This is a genomic window from Streptomyces sp. 7R007 (assembly GCF_054850255.1).
Genome location: NZ_JBTWMV010000030.1, coordinates 16,270 through 37,078 on the forward strand (window position 1 = coordinate 16,270; position 20,809 = coordinate 37,078).

The window sequence follows — 20,809 nt, forward strand, 5'->3', positions numbered from 1 at the left end:
TCAAAGCCGTGGGTCGACCGGCTCCGACTCCAGCGCCAGCACCCCGAACACGGCCTCGTGCACCCGCCACAGCGGCTCCCCCTCCGCCAGCCGGTCCAGCGCCTCCAGGCCCAGGGCGTACTCGCGGATCGCCAGCGACCGCTTGTGGCCCAGGGACCGGGCGCGCAGCCGGGCCAGGTGGTCGGGGCGGGTGTACTCGGGACCGTAGATGATCCGCAGGTACTCCCGGCCCCGGCACTTGACGCCGGGCTGCACCAGCCGGCCCTCGCCGTCGCGGACCAGCGCGCCCAGCGGCTTGACGACCATGCCCTCGCCGCCGCGGCCGGTCATCTCCAGCCACCAGTCCACGCCCGCCCGCACCGACTCCGCGTCGCCGGTGTCGACGTGGAGCCGTCGGGTCGTCTGCAGCAGGCCGCTGGTGTCGTGCTCCACCAGCCGGTCCAGCAGGGCGAGTTGCTCGTCGTGCGGCAGGGCGGCGAGGCTGCGGCCCTGGACGGCGAGGAGCTGGAACGGGGCCAGCCGTACGCCGTCGAGGCCGTCGGTGGTCCAGCAGTAGCGGCGGTACGCCTGCGTGAACGCTACCGCGTCCGCCGCGCGTTCACGCTGCCTGGCCAGCAGGCCGGTGACGTCGACGCCCCGCGCCGCGGCGCCCTCCAGCGCGGCGAGCGCGCCCGGGAACACCGCGCCGGAGGCGGCGCCGACCGCCGCGTACTGGGACCGCAGCAGACCCGAGGCCTTCAGCGACCACGGCATCAGCTCGGCGTCCAGCAGGAGCCAGTCGGTGGCGAGTTCGTCCCACAGGCCGGCGCCGGTCACCGCGGTGCGTATGCGGCCGAGGATCTCCTCCGTCACCGACGCGTCGTCGAAGAACGGCCGTCCGGTACGGGTGTAGAGGGAACCCGTCGGACCATCCACCCCGAACCTCTTCCGGGCCGCCTCTCCGTCCCGGCACACCAGTGCCACCGCCCGCGAGCCCATGTGCTTCTCCTCGCACACGACCCGCGCGACGCCGTCCTGCCGATACTGCGCGAAAGCCTCGGCCGGGTGCTCCAAGAACCCCTCCACGCGGCTGGTGGCCGTCGGCGCCATGGTCGGCGGCAGGTAGGGCAGCAGCCGCGGGTCCACGGCGAAGCGGCTCATGACCTCCAGGGCCGCGGCCGCGTTCTCCTCGCGGACCGAGACGCGCCCCTGGTGCCGGGTCTCGACGATCCGGCGGCCGTGCACGTCGTCGAGGTCGAGCGGCCGTCCGTCCTGGCCGCCGGGCGCCTCGGTGCGCAGCGGCCGGGCCGGCTCGTACCACACCCGCTCGGCCGGTACGTCGACCAGCTCCCGCTCCGGCCAGCGCAGCGCGGTGAGCTTGCCGCCGAAGACGGCGCCGGTGTCCAGGCAGATGGTGTTGTTCAGCCAGGTGGCCTCGGGCACGGGCGTGTGGCCGTAGACGACCGCCGCCCGGCCCCGGTAGTCCTCCGCCCACGGGTAGCGCACCGGCAGCCCGAACTCGTCGGTCTCGCCGGTGGTGTCGCCGTACAGGGCGTGCGAGCGGACCCGGCCGGAGGTGCGGCCGTGGTACCGCTCGGGCAGGCCGGCGTGGCAGACCACCAGCCGGCCGCCGTCGAGGACGTAGTGGCTGACGAGCCCGTCGATGAACTCCCGTACCTCGGCGACGAACTCCTCGCTCTCGCCCGCCATCTGCTCGACGGTCTCGGCGAGCCCGTGGGTGTGCTGGACCTTGCGGCCCTTGAGGTACCGGCCGTACTTGTTCTCGTGGTTGCCCGGCACGCACAGGGCGTTGCCCGACTTGACCATCGACATCACGCGCCGCAGCACGCCCGGGCTGTCCGGGCCGCGGTCGACCAGGTCGCCGACGAAGACGGCCGTGCGGCCCTCCGGGTGCACGCCGTCGGTGTAGCCCAACTTGTGCAGCAGCGCCTCCAGTTCGCTCGCGCAGCCGTGGACGTCGCCGATGATGTCGAAGGGACCGGCGAGGTGGGCCAGGTCGTTGAAGCGCTTCTCGGTGACGACGGTGGCCTGCTCGATGTCCGCCACGCCGCGCAGGACGTGCACCTTGCGGAAGCCCTCGCGCTCCAGGTGCCGTACGGAGCGGCGCAGTTCGCGGATGTGCCGCTGGATGACCCGGCGCGGCATGTCGGCGCGGTCGGTGCGGGCCGCGTTGCGCTCGGCGCACACCTCCTCCGGGACGTCGAGCACGATGGCGATGGGCAGCACGTCGTGCCGCCTGGCCAGTTCGACCAGCTGCCGCCGGGAGTCCTGCTGCACGCTCGTCGCGTCGACGACCGTGCGGCGGCCGGCGGCCAGGCGCTTGCCGGCGATGTAGTGCAGGACGTCGAAGGCGTCCTTGGTGGCGCTCTGGTCGTTCTCGTCGTCGCTGACCAGGCCGCGGCAGAAGTCGGAGGAGATCACCTCGGTCGGCTTGAAGTGGCGGCGGGCGAAGGTCGACTTGCCGGAGCCGGAGGCGCCGACGAGGACGACGAGGGAGAGGTCGGTGACGGGCAGGACGCGCCCCTTGTGCTGTGTCGTCTCGGTCATGCCGCGTTCGCCTCCTTCTCGTTTGTCGTGGGGGTCGTGGCCGTGTTCCGTTCGAAGACGGCCATCTGCGTGGGCGGGCCCACCTCCGGGTCGTCGGGGCCCACGGGCGCGAACTCCACGGTGTACCCGTGCCGTTCGGCCACCGACGCCGCCCAGGCCCGGAACTCCTCGCGGGTCCACTCGAAGCGGTGGTCGCCGTGCCGGACGTGGCCGGCCGGGAGGGACTCCCAGCGGACGTTGTACTCGACGTTGGGGGTCGTCACCAGGACGGTCCGCGGGCGGGCCGCGCCGAACACCGCGTACTCCAGGGCGGGCAGCCGGGGCAGGTCGAGGTGTTCGATCACCTCGCTGAGCACGGCGGCGTCGTACCCCTTGAGCCGCTTGTCGGTGTAGGCCAGCGAGCCCTGCAGGAGCCGGACGCGCGCGGCCTGCCGCTCCCCCATGCGGTCCAGCTTCAGCCGCCGGGAGGCGATGGTCAGGGCGCGCATCGACACGTCGACGCCGACGATCTCGGTGAACCGCGCGTCCTTCAGCAGCGCCTGCACCAACTGCCCCTGGCCGCAGCCGAGGTCGAGCACCCGGGCGGCGCCCGCGGCGCGCAGCGCCCCGATGATCGCGTCGCGCCGCAGCACGGCGAGCGGCGTCGGCCGCTCCTCCGTCTCGCTCTCCGCCTCGACGGCGTTGTCGATCTCCTCGACCTCGCTGTCGTCGGCCTCGGCGAGCCGCACCAGCTCCAGCCGCTCCATGGCCTGCCGGGTCAGCGACCAACGGCGCGACAGATAACGGCTGGTGATCAGCTTCTGCTCCGGGTGCTCCGCGAGCCAGCCCTCGCCGGCCCGCAGCAGCTTGTCCACCTCGTCGGCGGCGACCCAGTAGTGCTTGGCGTCGTCGAGGACGGGGAGCAGGACGTAGAGGTGGCGCAGGGCCTCGGCGAGGGTGAGCGCCGAGGACTCCAGCACGAGCCGCACGTACCGCGAGTCGCCCCACTCGGGGAACTCGGCGTCCAGCGCGACCGGTTCGGCGGTCACGCACCAGCCCAGCGGCTCGAACAGCCGGCGCACCAGGTCCGGGCCGCCGCGGGCGGGCAGTGCGGGCACCTCGACACGCAACGGCCGCGGCTGCCCGGGCAGTTCGGGCCGGGCGTGGCAGGTGCCCTTCATCGCGCTGGAGAACACGCTGCTCAGCGCGACGGCGAGCAGCGAGGAGGCGGCGTACGGGCGGTCGTTGACGTACTGCGCGAGCGCCGCGTCGGGGGCGCCGCCGCGCCCCTTCCCCTTGCCCCGGCGCACCAGCGCCACCGCGTCGACCTCCAGCAACAGCGCGGCCGTGCACCGCCGTTCGTCCGCCTCGGGGTAGACGACGTGCGCCGTGCCGTAGGAGGTGGAGAACGCCTGCGCCTTGTCCGGATGCTTGTGCAGCAGGTAGCCGAGATCGGTGGCGGGGCGGTCGGGTGTGCCGGTGGTGGTGAGGGTCAGGAACACGGTGGGTACACCTCGAAACGCCTTCTGAACTGCGGATACGCGCCATGGCCACGGCGTGGCGCCCAGCGTACGGGGAATGTCCGCGGCCCACCCGGGATTTTCGGCGCCCCCGCTGACCGGTCAGGACGGCGTCAGGGGCAGGTCGTCCGTGTAGGCGTTGAGGGGCGGGGAGACGCGTCTGGCCCGGTGGACGTCGAGGGCGGGCTCGGCGGATCGCGTGCCGAGGGTGCCCTTGGGGTGCCACGTCCCCGTGACCGCGAGCCAGGTGTCGGGGGGTGGGGCGGGGGTGCCGTACATGCGGACCTTGACGGTCTGGGAGTCGGCCGCGCAGCAGGTGAAGATGATGCGGGTCAGGTACCAGCCGCCGCCGCTCGGAGCCGGGGTGGCGAAGCCGGTCATGCCGATGCTGCGGCCCCTGACGGCGGCCTGCCGGTCCTGCTGGACGCGGGTGATGAACTCGGTGAGGGTCATCGGCAGGGGCGAGGTCGCGGGCAGCGGGTCGAACCGGTGCCGTGCCGTGGTGGCCTTGGTGCCGGCGCGGGAGGCGGTGTACGCGCCGAGGGCGGGCGGGGCGTAGAACGCCAGGCTCAGCGCGGGGAGGAACAGCAGCCAGGCGATGCGGGGGGCGGCGGAGTGGTCGTGCCCGTGACCGTGCCCGTGATCCTCGTCGTGACCGTGGTGCCCGCCGTCGCGGTCGAAGGCCGCCGTCACGCCCAGCAGCACCAGCAGGGCGCCGGAGACGATCAGCGGCGGGCGCAGGCCCTCCTTGACGTAGCGCAGGTAGAGGTCGGTGAACAGGGCGGTGTGCAGCAGGCCGAGTCCGGTCAGGACCAGCAGGAGCACCTGGAGCGGGCGTCTCACAGCAGCGCACCTCCGGTCAGGACGGCGCAGGCCACGGCGACGACGGTGGTCGCGGTGGAGAAGCGCAGGGCGAACGCCCGGCCGAAGGTGCCGGCCTGGAGCGCGATCAGCTTCAGGTCGACCATCGGGCCGACGACCATGAACGCCAGCCGGGCGGTCGCCGAGAACCCGGTCAGCGAGGCGGCGACGAAGGCGTCGGCCTCCGAGCAGACGGCGAGCAGGACGGCGAGCGCGGCCAGGAAGAGCACGGAGAGCCAGGGCGAGCCGGAGAAGGCGTCCAGGACGGACCCGGGGACGGCCACGTTGAAGGTGGCCGCGGCCATGGCGCCGAGCACCAGGAAGCCGCCGGCGTGCAGGAAGTCGTACTGGAAGCCGCGCCGGAACTCCCGCAGGCGGCTGTGGCCCGGCCGGTGCCCGGTGTGCCGTACGGCCGGGCGCAGCCACTCCTCGCGGCCCAGCCAGAGCCACAGCCAGCCCATCACGGCGGCGGTGGCGAGGGAGGCGAGCAGGCGGGCGGCGACCATGGCCGGGTTGCCCGGGAAGGCGACCGCGGTGGCGGTCAGCACGATGGGGTTGACGGCGGGCGCGGAGAGCAGGAAGGCGAAGGCCGCGGCCGGGGTGACGCCACGGCCGATGAGGCTGCTCGCCACCGGCACCGAGGCGCACTCGCAGCCGGGCAGGACGACGCCGGCGGCACCGGCCACCGGCACGGCGAGCGCGGGGCGGCGAGGCAGCACCCGGGTGAACAGGTCGGCCGGCACGAAGGCGTTGATCGCGCCGGAGAGGGCGGTGCCCAGCAGCAGGAAGGGCAGTGCCTGGACGGTGATGGCGAGACAGACCGTCCGCCAGGCGGCGACGGCCGGGCGGTCCGTCCAGCCGGCGGCCGTGGCCCCGGCGACGGCGAGGGCGATCGCGGCGCCGGCCGCCCAGGGCCACACGCGGGCGCGGAGCGCGGGCGGGCCGGCGGGAGGGGCGGCCACGACGTGCGGGACGACGGGCCGTTCATCCGTTTTCTGCATATGTACCCCGATTATCCGACTTTGCCGCCGAAGATAACCGGGGAACCGGCCCCCGCCCCGCCCCCACGCCGTCGCACCCGGGTGACGGCCGGAAAGGGCGTCAGGCGGCCGGGTCGGCCTCCGCCGTGCCGTCGGCCACCGCGTAGGCGGCGCCCGGCGTCGCGTCGTCCTCCTTCATGGCCTTGGCCTCGCTCTTGAGGATGCGCATGGACTTGCCCAGCCCACGGGCCGCCTCGGGGAGCTTCTTGGAGCCGAACAGCACGATGATGACGATCGCGACGATCAGCAGGTGCCAGGGTTCCAGTCCGTTGCGGAGCATGCCGCCCGCCCTTCTCTACGCGCCACAGTTGCCGTGTTGCGCAACTGTACCAACATCGCGGTGAGCGCGGTCACCGGCGTCACTCGTCGGAGTCGGGCTTGCCGCTCGCCGCCGCGTACGCCTGCGCCGGCGTCATCGCCACCCCGTTGAGGCTGACGGTCTTGTACGGGCTGACCGTGGCACAGGACTTGGACCCGGCCGTCGACGCGTGGGCGTCGGACACCGCCGCCTTGGTGTCGGCGGGCGCGGGCGAGGAGGTTCCGCCCGGATAGCTGGTGCCGCTCGGCCAGTCGCTGCCGATCACCAGGGTCAGGCCGGTGCCCGTGCCCTGCTTGAGGTGCGAGGAGGACAGGCCCAGGGCCTTGGCCACGGTCTGCGCCTCGCCCTTCTGCCCGGTGCCGTAGGTGAGGGTGGTCGTGGTCGCCTGGCTGGGGGCGTTCGCCGTGGTCGTCTCCGAGCTGAAGCCCTGGTCGGTCAGGGCGGTGGCGACCGCGGAGGCGCGGCCGGTGATCTCGGTGCCGTTCTCCACCGTCACGGCGATCTGCGCGGCGGGCACGGCCGAGGCGGTGGCCTTCGCGGTGGCGGAGGCGGCCGCGGACTTCTTGCCCGAACCGGTCGTCAGGGACTGGTCGTTGGCGATGGTGGAGAACAGGGTCTTCGCGGCCGTCGCGGGCACCACGCGGTTGCTGTTGCTCGGGTCGGGCGCGGTCTGCATCGTCGTGAACGTCATCCGCTTGGTGGGGACCTTGTTCACGTCGGCGGCGAGCTCGACCAGCTTCTTCACGGTGCCCAGGCCGTCGTCCACGGTCAGTGCCTTGGTCGCGGCGTCGGCCAGCTTGTAGACGGCGGTGGGGTCGGTGAGCGTGCCCGCGCTCTTGAACTTGCGGATCATCGCGCTGAGGAAGATGTGCTGCGAGATCGTACGGCCGAGGTCGCTGCCGTCGCCGAAGCCGTGCCGGGAGCGGACGAACTCCAGGGCGGCCTCGCCCTTGAGGGTGTGCGTGCCCTTGGAGAGCTTCAGGTGCGAGTAGGTGTCGTACACGTTGTCGCTGACGCACACCGACACGCCGCCGACCGCGTCGGACATCTTCACCACGCCGGAGAAGTCCAGCTTCACGAAGTGGTCGATGGGGATGCCGGTGAGCTGGTGGACGGTGGCCACCTGGCAGGCGGGGCCGTACTGCAGGGCGCTGTTGATCTGGCCGTAGTACCCGGCCGTCGACGTGCCGTTCTCGGTGTCCTTGCAGGCGGGGACGTTCGTCATGGTGTCACGGGGGATGCTCATGACGGTGGCGTTGGAGCGGTCGGCGGATATGTGCACGACCATCTCGACGTCCGCGTTGCCGTAGCCGGTCTGCACGCCCGTCTTGGAGCAGCCGCCGCCGAGTTTGCAGTCCGCCGCGCTGGTCCGCCCGTCCGAGCCCATCACCAGGATGTTGATCGGGGTGCGCCCGAAGGCGTCGGCCTTCTCGGTGCCGCCCTTGCCGTCGAGCGCGACGCTGTTGATGTTGCCGTTGAGGTGCTCGTAGAACCAGTAGCCGGCCCCGGCGACCACCAGGATCAGGACGGACATGCCGATCCCGAATATCTTCAGCGCCCGCCTGCCGCGCCGTACCGGGCGGGCCCGGCGCCGCGCGCGCCTGCCGCCGCCCCTGCGCGCGGCCTGCCGCGCCGCCGCCCTGCCGCCGGGCGGGCGTGCCCCGTCCGGTTCGGGCCCGCGCTGTCGGGGCACCTGGGCGGTGCGGCCGCGCGTGGCACGCCCCACCGGACCGTCCCACGGGTCACTCATCTCCCACTCCCATGAACGGTCGGACCCCTCAGGCTTGGGTTGCCTGGTTGCGCAATCTAACAAGGCCACGGCCTTTACAGCGCGGATCCTGACGTAATTCTCAGGTGAGAGATCTCATGAAACCGCCTGGTGGCGTCGTTCGTAACGGACCGTGGCCGCCCGGAGGCCGACCGCGTACAGCGCCAGGACGGCGAGCAGCAGCAGGTAGTAGAGAGCGGGCAGGGCGGTCAGTCCGAGCGGCGGGCCGAGCGGCGAGGGCGGCAGCAGCAGGCCGATGACGGCCACCGTGCCCGCGGACCAGGCGACCGGGCCGGGCCGCCGTCCCTCGGCACGGGAGCGGCCGACCCGCAGCAGCACCATCACCAGGGCCTGGGTGAGCAGGTTCTCGGTGAACCAGCCGGAGTGGAACACCGCCTCGTCGTCGCCCGTGCCCGGGCCGTGCAGGGCGAGCGCGAGGACGCCGAAGGTGGCGAGGTCGGCGACGGCGTTGAGCGCGCCGAACCCGGTGAGGAAACGGAGCAGGTCGCGCGGGCGCAGCAGGGCCGGCCGGCGCAGCGCCGAGGGGTGCGGGCGGTCGTGGGCGAAGGCGAGCTGGGCCGCGTCGAAGCACAGGTTCTGCGCGAGGACCTGTGCCGGGAGCATCGGCAGGAACGGCAGCAGCAGGCCCGCGGAGAGCATCGCGATCACGTTGCCGAGGTTCGAGGAGAGCGTGACGCGCAGATACGTGGCGATGTTGCCGCTCGCGTGCCGGCCCGCCCGGACGGCGTGGGCGACGGCGGTGAGGTCCTTGTCGGCGAGCACCACGTCGGCGCCCTCGCGGACCACGCCCGCCGCGCCGCGCGGCGCGATGCCGACGTCGGCGGCGCGCAGGGCGGGCAGGTCGTTGACGCCGTCGCCGAGGAAGCCGACGGTGTGCCCGGCGGCACGCAGGTCCCGGACGACGCGGGCCTTGTCGTCGGGGGTGCAGCGGGCGAGGACGGTCGCATGGCCGGCGGGTTCGGCACCGGCGACGGCGACGGCGTCCTCCGGCACGGGGATGCCGAGGTCGCGGCAGGCGCGGGGCGGCGGTCGCCGGGTGGTCGCCGGTGAGGACCCTGACGGTGACGCCCTGCTCGGTGAGGACCTTCAGCGCGTCGGCGGCGCTCGGCGCGAGCGCGTCCCGGAAGGTGACGAACCCCCGGAAGGTCAGGCCGCGTTCGTCGGCCGGCGGCCGGCCGGGGGCACGTGCCGGGCGTACGGCGGTGGCGACCGCGAGCACCCGCAGCCCGTCACCGGCCTGCCGGGCGGCGAGGTCGCGCAGCCGCGTGCGCTCGTCCCGGGGCACGGCGCAGCGCTCCAGGACGGCCTCCACATCGCCCTTGACGACGAGGGTCTGCCGACCCGGCCGGCCCGGCGTGCGGACGACGGCGGTGGCGACGCGCCGGCGCGGGTCGAAGGGGACGGCGCCGGTCCCCTCATACGCCATGAGCGTCTCCTCGTCGGCCGCGGCCAGCAGTGCCTCGTCGAGGGCGTCGGCGGCGGGCAGTTCGGCGAGTTGCAGGGTCCACCAGGCGTTGACGGCGGCCCAGTCGAGGACGGCGGGGTCGGCGCGGCCGTCGGGGCCGAGGGCGCGGTCGAGGACGGGGCGGTCCTGGGTCAGCGTGCCGGTCTTGTCCAGGCACAGCACGTCCATGGCGCCGACGTCGTGCAGGGCGGGCAGCCGCCTGACGATCACGCCGTGGTCGCGGGCGAGCAGCGCGGCGCCCCGGGACAGACAGGCGGTGACGAGGACCGGCAGCATCTCCGGGGTCAGCCCGACGGCCACCGCGACGGCGAACGGCAGGGTCTCCAGGCCGCGTCCGCGCAGCGCCGCGTTGGCCATCAGGACCAGCGGCGGGGTGAGCAGCATGAACCGGATCAGGATCCAGGAGACGCCGTGCACACTGCGGTCGAACGCGCTCGCCTCCGGGCGGCGGTCGGGCGCAGGACCGTGTGCGGCCGCGAACCGGGTGTGCGCGCCGGTCGCGGTGACGACCGCGGTGGCGCTGCCGGCGGCGACGCTGCTGCCCTGGAAGCAGCACTGCGGCTCGTCCGGGTCCTCGGGGTCGCCGTCCGCCGACTTCGCCACGGGCGCCGACTCGCCGGTCAGCGCGGCCTGGTGCACGGTCAGCCCGTGGGCGCGCAGCAGGCGTACGTCCGCCGGGACCAGGTCGCCCGGGCCGAGCCGGATCACGTCGCCGGGGACCAGGTCCTCGACCGGGACCTCGCGGGTGGCCGGCGGCGCGGTGCCCTCGGCTCGGCGCAGGACGGTCGCGGTGCCGGCGACCAGGTCGCGCAGCGCGGCCGTGGAGCGGTCGGCCCGGTGCTCACCGGAGGCGCGGAGCACGCAGCTGACCACCACCAGCAGGAAGATCACCGCGGTGGTGCCCCAGGCGAACACGGCCGCCGAGACCAGGCCGAGGCAGGCCAGCACGGCGGTGAACGGATCGCGCAGACTACACACGAACAGCCGCGTCCAGGACGGCGCGCGGCGGGCCGGGAGCGTGTTCTCGCCCCAGCGGGCCTGGCGTTCGGCGGCCTGCGCCTCCGTCAGGCCGCGCGGCCCGGCGTCCAGCCGGCGCAGCACCTCCAGCACGGTCGGCACGGGCGCCCGGGGCGCCTGCCGCCCCGAGGCCGCGGTGGTGTCAGCCACCGGTTCCGTGCAGCCGGCGCACCGGCGCGGCGGCCTGCTCGGAGCGGGCGGTCAGCTGACCGACCATCACGCGCACCACGGTCACGATGTCGGGATCGTCGACGTAGTAGACCTGGCGCCGGCCCTCGCGGCGGGAGCGGACCAGCCCGGCGAGCTTCAGCTTCGCCAGGTGCTGGCTGACCGCGGGCAGCGCGCCGCCGACCCGGTCGGCGAGGCGTGTGACATCGCTCTCGCCCTGGGCCAGCGCCCACATGATGTGCAGCCGCGCGGAGGAGGCGAGCAGCCCGAAGGCGGCGGCCGCCTCGGCCAGTACCTGGGCGGACGGGTCCTCGTAGTCACCGACGCTCTCCGCCACGGTTCTCTCCCGCCCCATCCCGTCCCACCGTCGTCACAGCCGACTCACCTGCGCACACACAGTCTAGGTGCAGGGCCTCATGCCTCGGGCGGGCCCTGCGGGGTGCCTTCACAGGCGTCTCCGGGGGTGTCTTGGAGCACGTCTTCGGGGGTGGTCGCCGGGCTGCCGGGGCGCTCGGCGGACGTCCCGTCGGCCGTCTTGCCGGGCGTCTCGTCGGGCGTCTCGTCGGCCGTCTCGCACAGTCTGCGGGCCCGGGTCACCCGCAGCCAGATCAGGTCGCCGACCGCCGCTCCGACGGCCGGCGCGCCGAGCAGCAGACCGGCGGTGATCAGCCCGTCGCCGAGGTAGGGACGGCCGACGAGGTCACGCAGACCGAAGCCGGGCAGCAGGAACAGCAGGCCCACCACTGCCAGCAGTCCCGGAAACAACACTGTTGGCGCACGCAAACGCCTGCCGTTCATTCATCCCCCGGTCGTCCAAGGCGGAGTCGCGAGTCTAATAGTCCTGGCTTTGCGCAATCCGCACAGTGCGGGAGTGCGGCCTCTTTCGCCGGGCACCCGGTGGGCATGGAGATTTCAGGCGTCATCAGCGCGATCGTCATCGGCATCGTGATCGGTGTCCTCGGGCGGCTCGTCGTTCCCGGTCGCCAGCGCATCGGCATCCTGTGGACCATCGTGATCGGTATCGTCGCCGCGTTCATCGGCACGGGCATCGCCTCCGGACTCGGCGTCGCCGACACCAAGGGCGTCGACTGGATCGAATGGCTCATCCAGATCGCCCTGGCCGCGCTCGGCGTGGCCGCGCTCAGCAAGGTGAAGCTGCGCCGCTGACGGCAGGCACGAGACAGCCCCCGGGGCACGGCCCCGGGGGCTACGGCTACGACGTCCGGGTCCTTACGGCACCTGCGACTAAAGCTGGGACTGGACCTGGGAGGAGATCAGCTCCAGGTGGTCCAGGTCGGCGAGGTCGAGAACCTGGAGGTACAGGCGCCGGGAGCCGATCGCGGCGTAGCGGCCGATCTTGTCGACCACCTCGGCGGGGGTGCCGGCGAGGCCGTTGGCCTTGAGCTCGTCGACCTCGCGGCCGATCGCGGCGGCACGGCGGGCGACCTCCTGGTCGTCCTTGCCGACGCAGACGACGAGGGCGTTGGAGTAGACGAGGTCGCCGGGGCCGCGGCCGGCCTCTTCGGCGGCGGCGCGGACGCGGGCGAACTGGCGCTCGCTGTCCTCGACGGAGGCGAAGGGGATGTTGAACTCGTCGGCGTAGCGGGCGGCCAGCCGCGGGGTGCGGGTGGCGCCGTGGCCGCCGATCAGGACGGGGATCTTCTCCTGGGCGGGCTTGGGCAGCGCGGGCGAGTCGGTGAGGTCGTAGTAGGTGCCGTGGAAGTCGAAGGTCTTGCCGACCTCGGTCTTCCACAGGCCGGTGACGATCTCCAGCTGCTCCTCCAGGCGGGCGAACTTCTCCTTCGGGAAGGGGATGCCGTACGCCTTGTGCTCCTCCTCGAACCAGCCCGCGCCCAGGCCGAGTTCGACACGGCCGCCGGACATCTGGTCGACCTGGGCGACCTGGATGGCGAGGACGCCGGGCAGGCGGAAGGTGCCGGCGGTCATGAGGGTGCCCAGGCGGATGCGGCGGGTCTCGCGGGCGAGTCCGGCGAGGGTGATCCAGGCGTCGGTGGGGCCGGGGAGGCCGTCGACGCTGCCCATGCGGAGATAATGGTCAGAACGGAAAAAGGCGTCGAAACCCAGGTCTTCGGTGGCCTTGGCCACGGTGAGCAGGGTGTCGTAGGTGGCCCCTTGCTGAGGCTCGGTGAAGATGCGCAGATCCATACATCCATCCTGCACACACGCGTACGAGTCCATCCCGCCGGTCCCTCCGGTCACCGGCGTCCCCGGTCGGGTGAAATCGCGTCAACCCGGTGCACAGCGGCTGCCCGGGCCAGTGACCCGGCTCCGGCGGTGATCGTTGCCGGTGCGGAGCCGGACCGCCCGGCGCCCGCACCGGCCGGTCGCCGCCGGGGCGTACCCGCGTCGGCCTCCGTGTGGGGCCCGGGGCCGAGGAGGCCGTCATGTCCGAAGAATCCGTGCCGCAGCAGGTCGGGGGCGGGGGCCAGCCCAAGGGGCTGCTGCAGCAGATGGAGGAGCTGATGGCGGCGCTGAACGCGGACCTGTCGGCCCTGGACGCCGACCTGCAGTCCGCGACCCGGGTCCCCACCGAGCCGGGAGGCGAGACCGGCTGAGGCCGCTCGGGCCGCTGGGCGCCTGCGCGGTGGAGGAGAAACTGGACGGCATCCGCGTCCAGGTCCACCGCGACGGCGACTGTGAACGGTGGGCAGGCGAGCGGTGGGCAGGTGAGCGGTGCGCAGGGTGAGCGGTGCGCCAGGCGAACCACGTGCCGGGCAAGCGGTGCGCCAGGCGAGCCGTGCACCGGGCGAGCCGTACACCGGGCGAGCCGCGCGCCAGGTGAACCACGTGCCGGGCAAGCGGTGTGCCAGGCGAACCATGTGCCGGCAAGCCGTGCGCCGAGCGAGCCGCGGGACGGGGCGCTCGCCCGCCGCGGACGCCCCCCATGCCGCCTCCCGTTCCGCCGCGGACGCGCCTTACCTCGCCTCCCATTCCGCCACGGACGCGCCTTACCCCGCCTCCCATTCCGCCACGGACGCCCCCTACCCCGCCTCCCATTCCGCCACGGACGCCCCCTACCCCGCCTCCCATTCCGCCACGGACGCCCCCTACCCCGCCTCCCGTTCCGGTACGGTCTCCTCGCGGTCCGCCAGTCTGCGCAGCATCTCGCGGACGCGGTCGCGGGATTCGTCGGCCGCGTCGATGGCCTCCATGCACTGCCAGTAGGTGCCCTCGTCGTCGGCGGCGCAGGCGAGGCCCACCAGGGCGATGCCGACCTCGCCGAGCAGGCCGCCGAGGCAGAGCAGGGCCTGGCGGGCGTCGCCCAGTTCGGTGAGCTGGGCCGCGCGCAGGTCCTCCTGGTCGAGGTCCGGTTCGTCCAGCACCCCGCAGCCGCGGCCCGCCAGCTCCGTCAACCCCAGTGCCTCGCCCCGCAGTTCGGGTGGTCCGGCGACGGCGAGGCGGCTGCCTATCGCCTGGGCCAGGGCCTGCGCCTGCCACACCTCCGTCAGGATCTCCGGCGGACTCCCGCTCCCCGCCAGGGCTCGTCTGCTCGTCACGATGAGTCGCATGGCGTCCATCGCTGTCCCCGTCTGTCACGACGCGCTGCCCGCACGCCCGGCCCGAACCCCGCTGTCCACTACCCAGAGTGAGCTCATCCGGGACGAAAAGCCAGAGGAAGCCGGAAATCTGTGGACAACGAATTGGTGTATGGCAGGTTATCGACTGCGGAGAGTGAAAACGGACGCGGTAACTCCCAGTGAGGGCAGGACCGGTGGTCCCCTCGGGGGCCCGCCTTACGGCGCCGGGAACCTCCGCTCGTTGCGGTCGATCTTCGCGTCCAGCGCGGCGAGCGGATCGATGCCGAGCACCTCGCACAACTGCAGCAGATAGGCGAGCACGTCGGCGACCTCGTCCGTCACCCGGTGCGCCGTCTCGGGGTCGGCCATCACCCGCGTCGACTCCTCCGGCGTCAACCACTGGAAGATCTCGACCAGTTCGGAGGCCTCGACGCTGAGCGCGGACACCAGGTTCTTGGGGGTGTGGTACGGCTGCCAGTTGCGCGCCGCCGCGAACTCGGCCAGCCTGCGCTGCAGTTTCGCCACATCGAGAGGTTCGGTCACGGCTCCAGGTGTACCACCGTGACGCCGTCCGCCGAGGCGGCGAAGGCCGCGTCGCTCACCGCGGCGACGAAACGGATGTGTCCGCGCCGGCTCATCAGCGCGGCCAGCCGCAGCAGTTCGGCCCGCTGGCGGGGATCAAGGCAGCGTTCGAAGCGGTCGGCGAGGACGGTGAGCGTCTGCATCGCCGGGGGCACCTCCCCGGCCGGGTCCACCGCCAGCACGCCGGGCCCGGTCAGCAGCACCAGGGCGAGGGCGGCGTAGCGCAACTCGCCGTCGCCGAGGCGGCCGAAGCCGGTGCGGGTGCCGTCGCCGCGGTCGAGCACCGCCCGGACCGTCCCGTCGCCGAGGGGCTCGGCCAGCACGTCGGCGACCGGCCCGGCGCACCCGGCGGCGAGCGCGGCGACGAGTTGCGCGTGACGCCGGCCGCACTCGGTCCGCGTACGCCACAGGACGTCGGCGAGGTTGTCGCAGCCGGCGAGGAGGCGGCCGGAGCCGGTCGGCACGGGGGCGCGCATCCGGCCGGGGCGCGGGTCGCAGGCGAAGACGGAACGCAGGGCGACCACCATCTGTTCGGCGGCGGCCAGCACCCGGCGCTGTCCGTCGGTCTTGCCGGCCACGCGCAGCGGCAGCAGGGCGGTGCCGAGGCGGTCGTCGGGCAGCGGGGCGCGGGTGACGGGCGAGGCGCCGGCCGTGTGCCAGGCGGCCTGTACGCAGGGGCGCGCGGGGTCGCGCAGCGCGGTCTCCAGCAGGACCAGTCCGCCCGACGTCAACCGCTCCCCCACGATGCGCAGTTCGGGCTCGGCCTGTACGGCGACGTCGAGCCGGACCGGCCCCTCGGGCCCGTCCGCCGTGCAGCCGATACGGAACCCGCGCCGCCGTTGCGCGTCGGGCCGCGCCCGCTCCGGCACGCAGGCCCCCGGATCGCCGAACACCGCACCGACCTCGGCCCCGCCGCCGAGCCGGGCGAGCGCCTCGTAGGCCCGTAGCGCACTGGTCTTGCCGCTGCCGCTGGCGCCGGCGAAGACGCTCACCGGCCCGAGCCCGAACACGGCACCCCGATGCCGCCCGAAGGCGGACAGCCGCAGTTCGGTGATGCACGGCCGGGACGGGCCGGGCGGTGCGGGTGGTGCCGTCGCCGACGACACGGATGACTCGGTCATATCCGGACCGTAGGGCTCCGCCGTCAGGGGAACCGTTTTGCCGCAACGGCCTTCCTACGATCGGGGGACCGGCTCAGGTGCCGGTCGCGCCCGCGCTCTCCATGAGGCCGGTGACCTCCGTGCCGGACGGGGTCAGCAGGAAGACGTTGCGGTCGACCCGGTGCATGCCGCTGGCCAGGCCGAAGACGACTCCGGTGCTGAAGTCGAGGACGCGCTTGGCGACGTCCGTCTCCGCGCCGCTGAGGTCGAGCAGGACAGGGACGCCCGCCATCAGGGTCTCGGCGACCTCGCGGGCGTCGCCGAAGACGTTGACCCGCAGGACGACGAAACGGCGGCGCGGTTCGGTCACCGCCTCCGGCATCGCGCGGTGGTCCACCGCGGACGGCCACGCGTCGCGTCCGCGCAGCGGCACGACCTGGGCGAGCCCTTCCCACTGTTCATCGGTGACGTCGTGGCTGTTCACCGGCTCCCCCCGACCTGACTCGCACTCGTTGCCTGCACCAGCCAATTCTTACGCCAAGTCACCCGTTCGGCCCAACAGCGACACGGTCCGCGACCGAGTCGGCCGCGCGCGGGGGGACCTTTCAGGTCTTACTGGCCTCACACCGGACTCTTCACCTCCGCGCACAGCCCGCTCACCGGGCCGGTCTAGCGTCCGATGTCGTGCACTTGGCAGAGACCCCGCAGGTGAGGCCCGGTCGGTGGACCCGGTCGGCACCGCCCGCCGCCCCCGAACCGCCCGCCCAGTGGCATCGCGTGCTGACCCTGCTCGCCGACATCAGCCTCTTCATCGGCACCCGGTCGGTGTGGACGTCGGCGGCCAGCCACCGGCTGCCCGTGGCCGCCGTCATCTCCGTCTGCTACGCCTCGATCCTGGTCTGCGGGGTACTGGCCCTGGCGGTGCGCCGCGCCCGCTCGCTGGCCCGCCTGGACCTGTGCGTGCTGGCGACCGCGCTGACGCTCGCGCTGTGCACCTGGGTGATGTACCACCGCGGCTCCGACGAGTCCCTGCTGACCACCCAGGCCGCCCGCGAGATCGTCGCCGGGCACCCGGTCTACGGACAGCCCTGGCCCTGGCTCTTCGGCAGCCCCGGCGTCGCCCTCACCCCGACGATGAACGGCGGCTACGACCTCACGTACGGCTACCCGCCGCTGGCCCCGCTGCTGACCGCCCCGCTGCTGTGGCTGGGCCACGGCGGCGCCCCGGCGACGGCGGTGAGCATGGGCGCGCTGCTCCTCGGCACGGTCGTGCTGTGGCGGATGCTGCCGGCGCCGTGGCGGCCGGCGGCGACGATGGTGTGCCTGGGCTTCGGATTCCTGCCGACCTACGCCCGCCTCGGCTATCCGGCGATCACGGCGCTGGCGCTGCTGATCCCGGTGGTGGTGCGCTGGCCGCGCATCGGGCGCGGCGGACGGCTCGGGGCGGCCGGACTGGCCCGGGCCGCGTGTCTGGGCGCGGCCTGCGCGACGCAGCAACTCCCCTGGTTCCTCACGCCGTTCCTGCTGGCCGGGCTCTACGCGGTGCGCCGGGGCGAGCTGGGCGGGCGGGCCGCCGGGCTGGTGGTGCTGCGGTTCGTGGGTGCGGCGGCCACCCTGTGGCTGCTGGTCAACACGTACTTCATCGTGAGCGAGCCGGGCACCTGGATCCGGGGCATCGCGCTGCCGCTGACGCAGGGCGCGACCATACACGGCCAGGGTCTGGTGGACGTCTCCCTGTATCTCACGAACGGCAGCGACCGGCTCGACTGGTACGCGCACGCGAGCCTGCTGCTGGCCGCGGGGCTGCTCGTGCTGACGGTGCTGTTCGTGCGCCGGCTGGGACCGGCGGCGACCGTCCTGCCGTGGTGCGCCTTCTTCCTGGCGACCCGCTCCCAGGACGGCTACTACCTGATGATGACCCCGCTGTGGCTGGCCGCCGCGGTGACCGCCCCCGCCGCGGAGTTCGCCGGCGCCTGGCAGCCCCGGCCGCGCCCGCTGTCGGGGCCGCGGCGCCGCCCGGTGCTGGCCGCGGTGGCCGTGCTCGCCCTGTGCCCGGCGCTGGTCGGCGCGGCCCTGGCGGTCTCGGGGACGCCGCCCCTGCGGATGCGGGTGGCGGCCGTGCGCAGGGCCTCCGCGGACGTCGTCACCCGGCTGACCCTGCGGGTGACCAACACCGGCGGCACCGCCCTGACGCCCCACTTCATGCTCACCCAGAACCAGGGCTCCAGTAAGTACTGGTCCGTGGTACGGGGTCCGGTCACGGTGCCCGCGCACGCCACTGTACGGATGGAGATCCGCCCGGCCGCCGGCCGGTACACCCTGCCCCGCAAGCCGAGCGCCCGGGTCCGGTTGCGTGCCTACACGGGGTCGCCGCAGACGCTGTCGAGCACCGACGTGCACCTGAGCGCCCGTTGACGGTCCGTCAGGCGGGGGTGCGGACGAAGCGGAGGGTCGCGGTGACGGTGGTCAGGCCGCGGATCATGCCCATCTGGTTCCAGCCGAGGCCGAATTCGGCGCGGTCCACCGTGAACTCCGTCTCCAGCGTGAGCGCGTCGGCGTCCGCGCCGGCCAGGCGGGCGGTCAGGGACTGGGGGCGGCTGATGCCGCGTACGGTCAGCTGGCCGGAGACCTCGACGGTGTCGCCGGCGCGCAGGTGGGCGCTGCGGACGGCGAAGGTGATCTCGGGGTGGTTCGCCACGTCGAAGAAGTCGGCGGAGCGCAGGTGCTCGTCGCGCTTCTTGTTCCCGGTGTCGAGCGAGGCGGCGTCCAGCGTCAGGGTGCCGGCGGCGGAGCCGTCGGGGTGCACCTCGCCCTGTCCGCCGACGGTGGTGAAGGCGCCCTTGACGGTGACGAGGCCCCACATCGTCTTGTGACGCAGGGCGACGGTGGAGGCTGCGGCGTCGAGGGTCCACAGTCCGGTTTCGACGGCGACGGTCATGGGTTCTCCAGGTGGGTGAGCGGTGGCGGTGTGATTCAAATTTGGATGACTGCACGCTAGCTCATTATCCAAATCTGGACAACCATCTCTCCCAAAATTGGACAACAGGTACACTCGGTTTATGGCCGACCCCGAGGAGCACCCCGCCGACCTGCCCGAATGCCCGTCCGCGCGGGGTGGCGGACTGCTGCCCAAGGAGTTGCGGGCCTGGATGGTGATGCTGGCGGCCGTGGGGGCGGTGGAGCAGCGGCTGCGGCCGGTGGTGAAGGAGCGGCTGGACGTCTCCCACGACGAGTTCCTGATCCTGTGCCTGCTCGCCGAGGAGCCCGAGGGGCTGCGGATGACGCGGGTCGCTGAGCTCCTGGGCCGTCCCAAGACGCGGCTGACGTATCAGATCGCCTGCCTCCAGCACGCGGGCCTGGTCACCCGCAAGTCGGTCCACGGCGACAAGCGCGGCATCGAGGTCGCCCTCACGGACAAGGCCCGCGGCCTGCTGACGGAGGCCTCCGGCGCCCTCTCGGAAACGGTCGTGCAGGCCCTCACCCACGTCATGGGACCGGCCCAGCACGAGGCAATGTGCGGCTTGCTGCCGTCACTTGGCGGGGAGGGCGCGGCGCTTTCCGGGGAGCCAGCGGGCCTGTCCGGGGGAGCCGGGGGCGCCGCGGACGGAGCGACGGACGGCACGGAGGGGGCACCGGACGTGACTGAGCAGCGCCGGGTGTGACTGACGGGGTGCCGGGTGTGCCTGCGGGGGCGCCGGGCGGGACCGAGGGGGTGCCGGGCGTGAGTGAGGGGGTACCGGGCGTGCCTGAGGAGGTGCCGGGCGGCGCGGAAGGCGGCGGGCGGGACCGAGGGAGTGCCAGACGGGACTGACGGGGTGCCGGGCGTAACTAAGGGGGTGCCGGGCGGCGTCGAAGGCGCAGGGGCGTGACCAAGAGAGTGCCGGGAGGGACTCAGGGGTGCCGGGTGTGCGTGCGGGGGTGCTGGGCAGCACGGAAGGGGCGCCGGACAGGACCGAGGGGGTGTCGGGCGCGACTGAGGGGGGTCCCGGGTGTGCGTGCGGGGGTGCTGGGCAGCACGGAAGGGGCGCCGGACAGGACCGAGGGGGTGTCGGGCGCGACTGAGGGGGTGCCGGGTGTGCGTGCGGGGGTGCCTGGCGGCGGCGAAGGGGCAGGGGCGTGACCAGGGGAGTGCCTGGCGGCGCGGAGGAGACAGCGGGGGTTGTCGGAGAGACAGCGGGCATCGCGGAGGAGTAGGAGACGGCAGGGGTCTCTGAAGGGGCTCAAGGCCCTGCAGAAGGGGTGCGAGGACCTGCGGAAGGGGCGCCGAGTACTGCGGAGGCGACCCCCGGCCCGTCCGAGTGACTGCCGACGCGGCCGAGTGACCGCCGACGCGTCCCGCCAGCTCCCAGGGCGCCTCCGAAGCATCGAGCCTCGGCAGACATCCCACGTCCTAGGAGAGGCCGCCCCCGCACTCTCGAAAGGGGTCCGCCTCCCGGCCTTCCGACGGACTCGGCCGACCGCAGTCAGGGAATCCGTCAGTTTCATGGTGCAGGCCCCGACCGCCACCGAACTTCACTTCCGCCGCCGAACTTCACTTCCGCCGGCCTGCCGAAGCCCTCCGCCGCCCCCACCGACGCACCACCAGCCTCCCAGCACGCCCTCTCCCGCAGCCCTCCACTCACCCACCCACCACCCGCCTCCGATGGGCCCTCCCACCCACGCACGACCAGCCGCCCACAGTCCTCCCTCCCACCCACGCACCCCCGCCTCCCGCAGCCTCCTCTCACCTACTCACCACTCGCCGCTCACAGTCCTCCCTCTCAACCACGCACCCCCGGCCTCCCTCAGCCCTCCTCTCACTCACACCACCCGCCTCCCATGGGCTCTCCCACCCACGCACCACCAGCCGCCCACAGTCCTCCCTCCCACCCACGCACCATCGG

General features: G+C 73.4%; 18 protein-coding genes and 1 pseudogene. 4 read left to right on the top strand and 15 right to left on the bottom strand.

What is annotated here, in order from left to right; translation table 11 throughout:
- From ACYF6T_RS30865 to ACYF6T_RS30905, 9 genes and pseudogenes are all read right to left on the bottom strand, one after another.
- Positions 1-2,547, bottom strand: coding sequence for a polynucleotide kinase-phosphatase (locus ACYF6T_RS30865; protein WP_461700555.1), 2,547 nt, complete (start codon positions 2,545-2,547; stop codon positions 1-3).
- Complete coding sequence (locus tag ACYF6T_RS30870) at positions 2,544-4,028, bottom strand: 3' terminal RNA ribose 2'-O-methyltransferase Hen1 (RefSeq protein ID WP_461700557.1); 1,485 nt, start codon at positions 4,026-4,028, stop codon at positions 2,544-2,546. Before ACYF6T_RS30870 ends, ACYF6T_RS30865 begins: the two co-directional genes overlap by 4 nt.
- Before the next feature lie 120 nt (positions 4,029-4,148).
- Positions 4,149-4,889, bottom strand: a complete 741-nt coding sequence (locus ACYF6T_RS30875) for a TIGR03943 family putative permease subunit (RefSeq protein ID WP_461700558.1) — start codon at positions 4,887-4,889, stop codon at positions 4,149-4,151.
- Positions 4,886-5,908: a permease gene (locus ACYF6T_RS30880; protein ID WP_461700560.1), complete on the bottom strand. Its 1,023-nt coding sequence runs from the start codon at positions 5,906-5,908 to the stop codon at positions 4,886-4,888. The genes ACYF6T_RS30875 and ACYF6T_RS30880 overlap by 4 nt, the downstream gene beginning before the upstream one ends.
- Positions 5,909-6,008: 100 nt before the next feature.
- On the bottom strand, positions 6,009-6,227 hold the full coding sequence (tatA, locus tag ACYF6T_RS30885) for a Sec-independent protein translocase subunit TatA (protein WP_461700561.1): 219 nt from the start codon (positions 6,225-6,227) through the stop codon (positions 6,009-6,011).
- A gap of 79 nt (positions 6,228-6,306) precedes the next feature.
- Complete coding sequence (locus ACYF6T_RS30890; protein ID WP_461700562.1) at positions 6,307-8,016, bottom strand: LCP family protein; 1,710 nt, start codon at positions 8,014-8,016, stop codon at positions 6,307-6,309.
- Between the two features lie 114 nt (positions 8,017-8,130).
- Positions 8,131-10,687, bottom strand: a pseudogene (gene mgtA, locus ACYF6T_RS30895) (magnesium-translocating P-type ATPase).
- The gene (locus ACYF6T_RS30900) at positions 10,680-11,060 is read right to left on the bottom strand and encodes an ArsR/SmtB family transcription factor (RefSeq protein ID WP_461700564.1); all 381 of its coding nucleotides are present in this window, start codon (positions 11,058-11,060) and stop codon (positions 10,680-10,682) included. The pseudogene mgtA and the gene ACYF6T_RS30900 overlap by 8 nt, the downstream one beginning before the upstream one ends.
- A 59-nt stretch (positions 11,061-11,119) precedes the next feature.
- Positions 11,120-11,488, bottom strand: coding sequence for a hypothetical protein (locus ACYF6T_RS30905; protein WP_461700565.1), 369 nt, complete (start codon positions 11,486-11,488; stop codon positions 11,120-11,122).
- 120 nt (positions 11,489-11,608) lie between these two features.
- Here ACYF6T_RS30905 and ACYF6T_RS30910 point away from each other — a divergent pair, with 120 nt between their 5' ends.
- The gene (locus tag ACYF6T_RS30910) at positions 11,609-11,872 is read left to right on the top strand and encodes a GlsB/YeaQ/YmgE family stress response membrane protein (RefSeq protein ID WP_461700566.1); all 264 of its coding nucleotides are present in this window, start codon (positions 11,609-11,611) and stop codon (positions 11,870-11,872) included.
- A 78-nt stretch (positions 11,873-11,950) separates the two neighbouring features.
- On the opposite strand, the gene ACYF6T_RS30915 is transcribed toward ACYF6T_RS30910, so the two are convergent.
- A complete protein-coding gene (locus tag ACYF6T_RS30915) occupies positions 11,951-12,871 on the bottom strand; it encodes an LLM class F420-dependent oxidoreductase (protein WP_461700568.1) in 921 nt (306 codons plus the stop codon).
- Positions 12,872-13,110: 239 nt separating this feature from the next.
- Between ACYF6T_RS30915 and ACYF6T_RS30920 the strand changes: the two genes are divergently transcribed.
- On the top strand, positions 13,111-13,281 hold the full coding sequence (locus ACYF6T_RS30920; protein WP_461700570.1) for a hypothetical protein: 171 nt from the start codon (positions 13,111-13,113) through the stop codon (positions 13,279-13,281).
- Positions 13,282-13,773: 492 nt separating this feature from the next.
- On the opposite strand, the gene ACYF6T_RS30925 is transcribed toward ACYF6T_RS30920, so the two are convergent.
- From ACYF6T_RS30925 to ACYF6T_RS30940, 4 genes are all read right to left on the bottom strand, one after another.
- Positions 13,774-14,244, bottom strand: a complete 471-nt coding sequence (locus tag ACYF6T_RS30925; protein ID WP_461700571.1) for a DUF6099 family protein — start codon at positions 14,242-14,244, stop codon at positions 13,774-13,776.
- 216 nt (positions 14,245-14,460) lie between these two features.
- Positions 14,461-14,787: a nucleotide pyrophosphohydrolase gene (locus ACYF6T_RS30930; RefSeq protein ID WP_461700573.1), complete on the bottom strand. Its 327-nt coding sequence runs from the start codon at positions 14,785-14,787 to the stop codon at positions 14,461-14,463.
- Positions 14,784-15,947 (bottom strand): AAA family ATPase, encoded by a 1,164-nt coding sequence (locus ACYF6T_RS30935; RefSeq protein ID WP_461700574.1) that lies wholly within the window; start codon positions 15,945-15,947, stop codon positions 14,784-14,786. Before ACYF6T_RS30935 ends, ACYF6T_RS30930 begins: the two co-directional genes overlap by 4 nt.
- Before the next feature lie 73 nt (positions 15,948-16,020).
- On the bottom strand, positions 16,021-16,410 hold the full coding sequence (locus ACYF6T_RS30940; protein WP_461700576.1) for a cell division protein SepF: 390 nt from the start codon (positions 16,408-16,410) through the stop codon (positions 16,021-16,023).
- A 200-nt stretch (positions 16,411-16,610) separates the two neighbouring features.
- On the opposite strand from ACYF6T_RS30940, the gene ACYF6T_RS30945 reads away from it, so the two are divergent.
- Positions 16,611-18,341 (top strand): hypothetical protein, encoded by a 1,731-nt coding sequence (locus tag ACYF6T_RS30945; protein ID WP_461700577.1) that lies wholly within the window; start codon positions 16,611-16,613, stop codon positions 18,339-18,341.
- 7 nt (positions 18,342-18,348) lie between these two features.
- On the opposite strand, the gene ACYF6T_RS30950 is transcribed toward ACYF6T_RS30945, so the two are convergent.
- A complete protein-coding gene (locus ACYF6T_RS30950; protein WP_461700578.1) occupies positions 18,349-18,864 on the bottom strand; it encodes a YceI family protein in 516 nt (171 codons plus the stop codon).
- 121 nt (positions 18,865-18,985) lie between these two features.
- Here ACYF6T_RS30950 and ACYF6T_RS30955 point away from each other — a divergent pair, with 121 nt between their 5' ends.
- A complete protein-coding gene (locus tag ACYF6T_RS30955) occupies positions 18,986-19,588 on the top strand; it encodes a MarR family winged helix-turn-helix transcriptional regulator (RefSeq protein WP_461700579.1) in 603 nt (200 codons plus the stop codon).
- The last annotated feature ends 1,221 nt before the right edge of the window (positions 19,589-20,809 follow it).

Bases quoted from the DNA above. Each gene is read 5' to 3' on its own strand.
- ACYF6T_RS30925 (WP_461700571.1), bottom strand. From the start codon at position 14,244: ATGGACGCCATGCGACTCATCGTGACGAGCAGACGAGCCCTGGCGGGG.
- ACYF6T_RS30915 (WP_461700568.1), bottom strand. From the start codon at position 12,871: ATGGATCTGCGCATCTTCACCGAGCCTCAGCAAGGGGCCACCTACGAC.
- ACYF6T_RS30935 (WP_461700574.1), bottom strand. From the start codon at position 15,947: ATGACCGAGTCATCCGTGTCGTCGGCGACGGCACCACCCGCACCGCCC.
- ACYF6T_RS30910 (WP_461700566.1), top strand. From the start codon at position 11,609: ATGGAGATTTCAGGCGTCATCAGCGCGATCGTCATCGGCATCGTGATC.
- ACYF6T_RS30950 (WP_461700578.1), bottom strand. From the start codon at position 18,864: ATGACCGTCGCCGTCGAAACCGGACTGTGGACCCTCGACGCCGCAGCC.
- tatA (WP_461700561.1), bottom strand. From the start codon at position 6,227: ATGCTCCGCAACGGACTGGAACCCTGGCACCTGCTGATCGTCGCGATC.
- ACYF6T_RS30865 (WP_461700555.1), bottom strand. From the start codon at position 2,547: ATGACCGAGACGACACAGCACAAGGGGCGCGTCCTGCCCGTCACCGAC.
- ACYF6T_RS30890 (WP_461700562.1), bottom strand. From the start codon at position 8,016: ATGAGTGACCCGTGGGACGGTCCGGTGGGGCGTGCCACGCGCGGCCGC.
- ACYF6T_RS30880 (WP_461700560.1), bottom strand. From the start codon at position 5,908: ATGCAGAAAACGGATGAACGGCCCGTCGTCCCGCACGTCGTGGCCGCC.
- ACYF6T_RS30955 (WP_461700579.1), top strand. From the start codon at position 18,986: ATGGCCGACCCCGAGGAGCACCCCGCCGACCTGCCCGAATGCCCGTCC.
- ACYF6T_RS30900 (WP_461700564.1), bottom strand. From the start codon at position 11,060: ATGGGGCGGGAGAGAACCGTGGCGGAGAGCGTCGGTGACTACGAGGAC.
- ACYF6T_RS30920 (WP_461700570.1), top strand. From the start codon at position 13,111: ATGTCCGAAGAATCCGTGCCGCAGCAGGTCGGGGGCGGGGGCCAGCCC.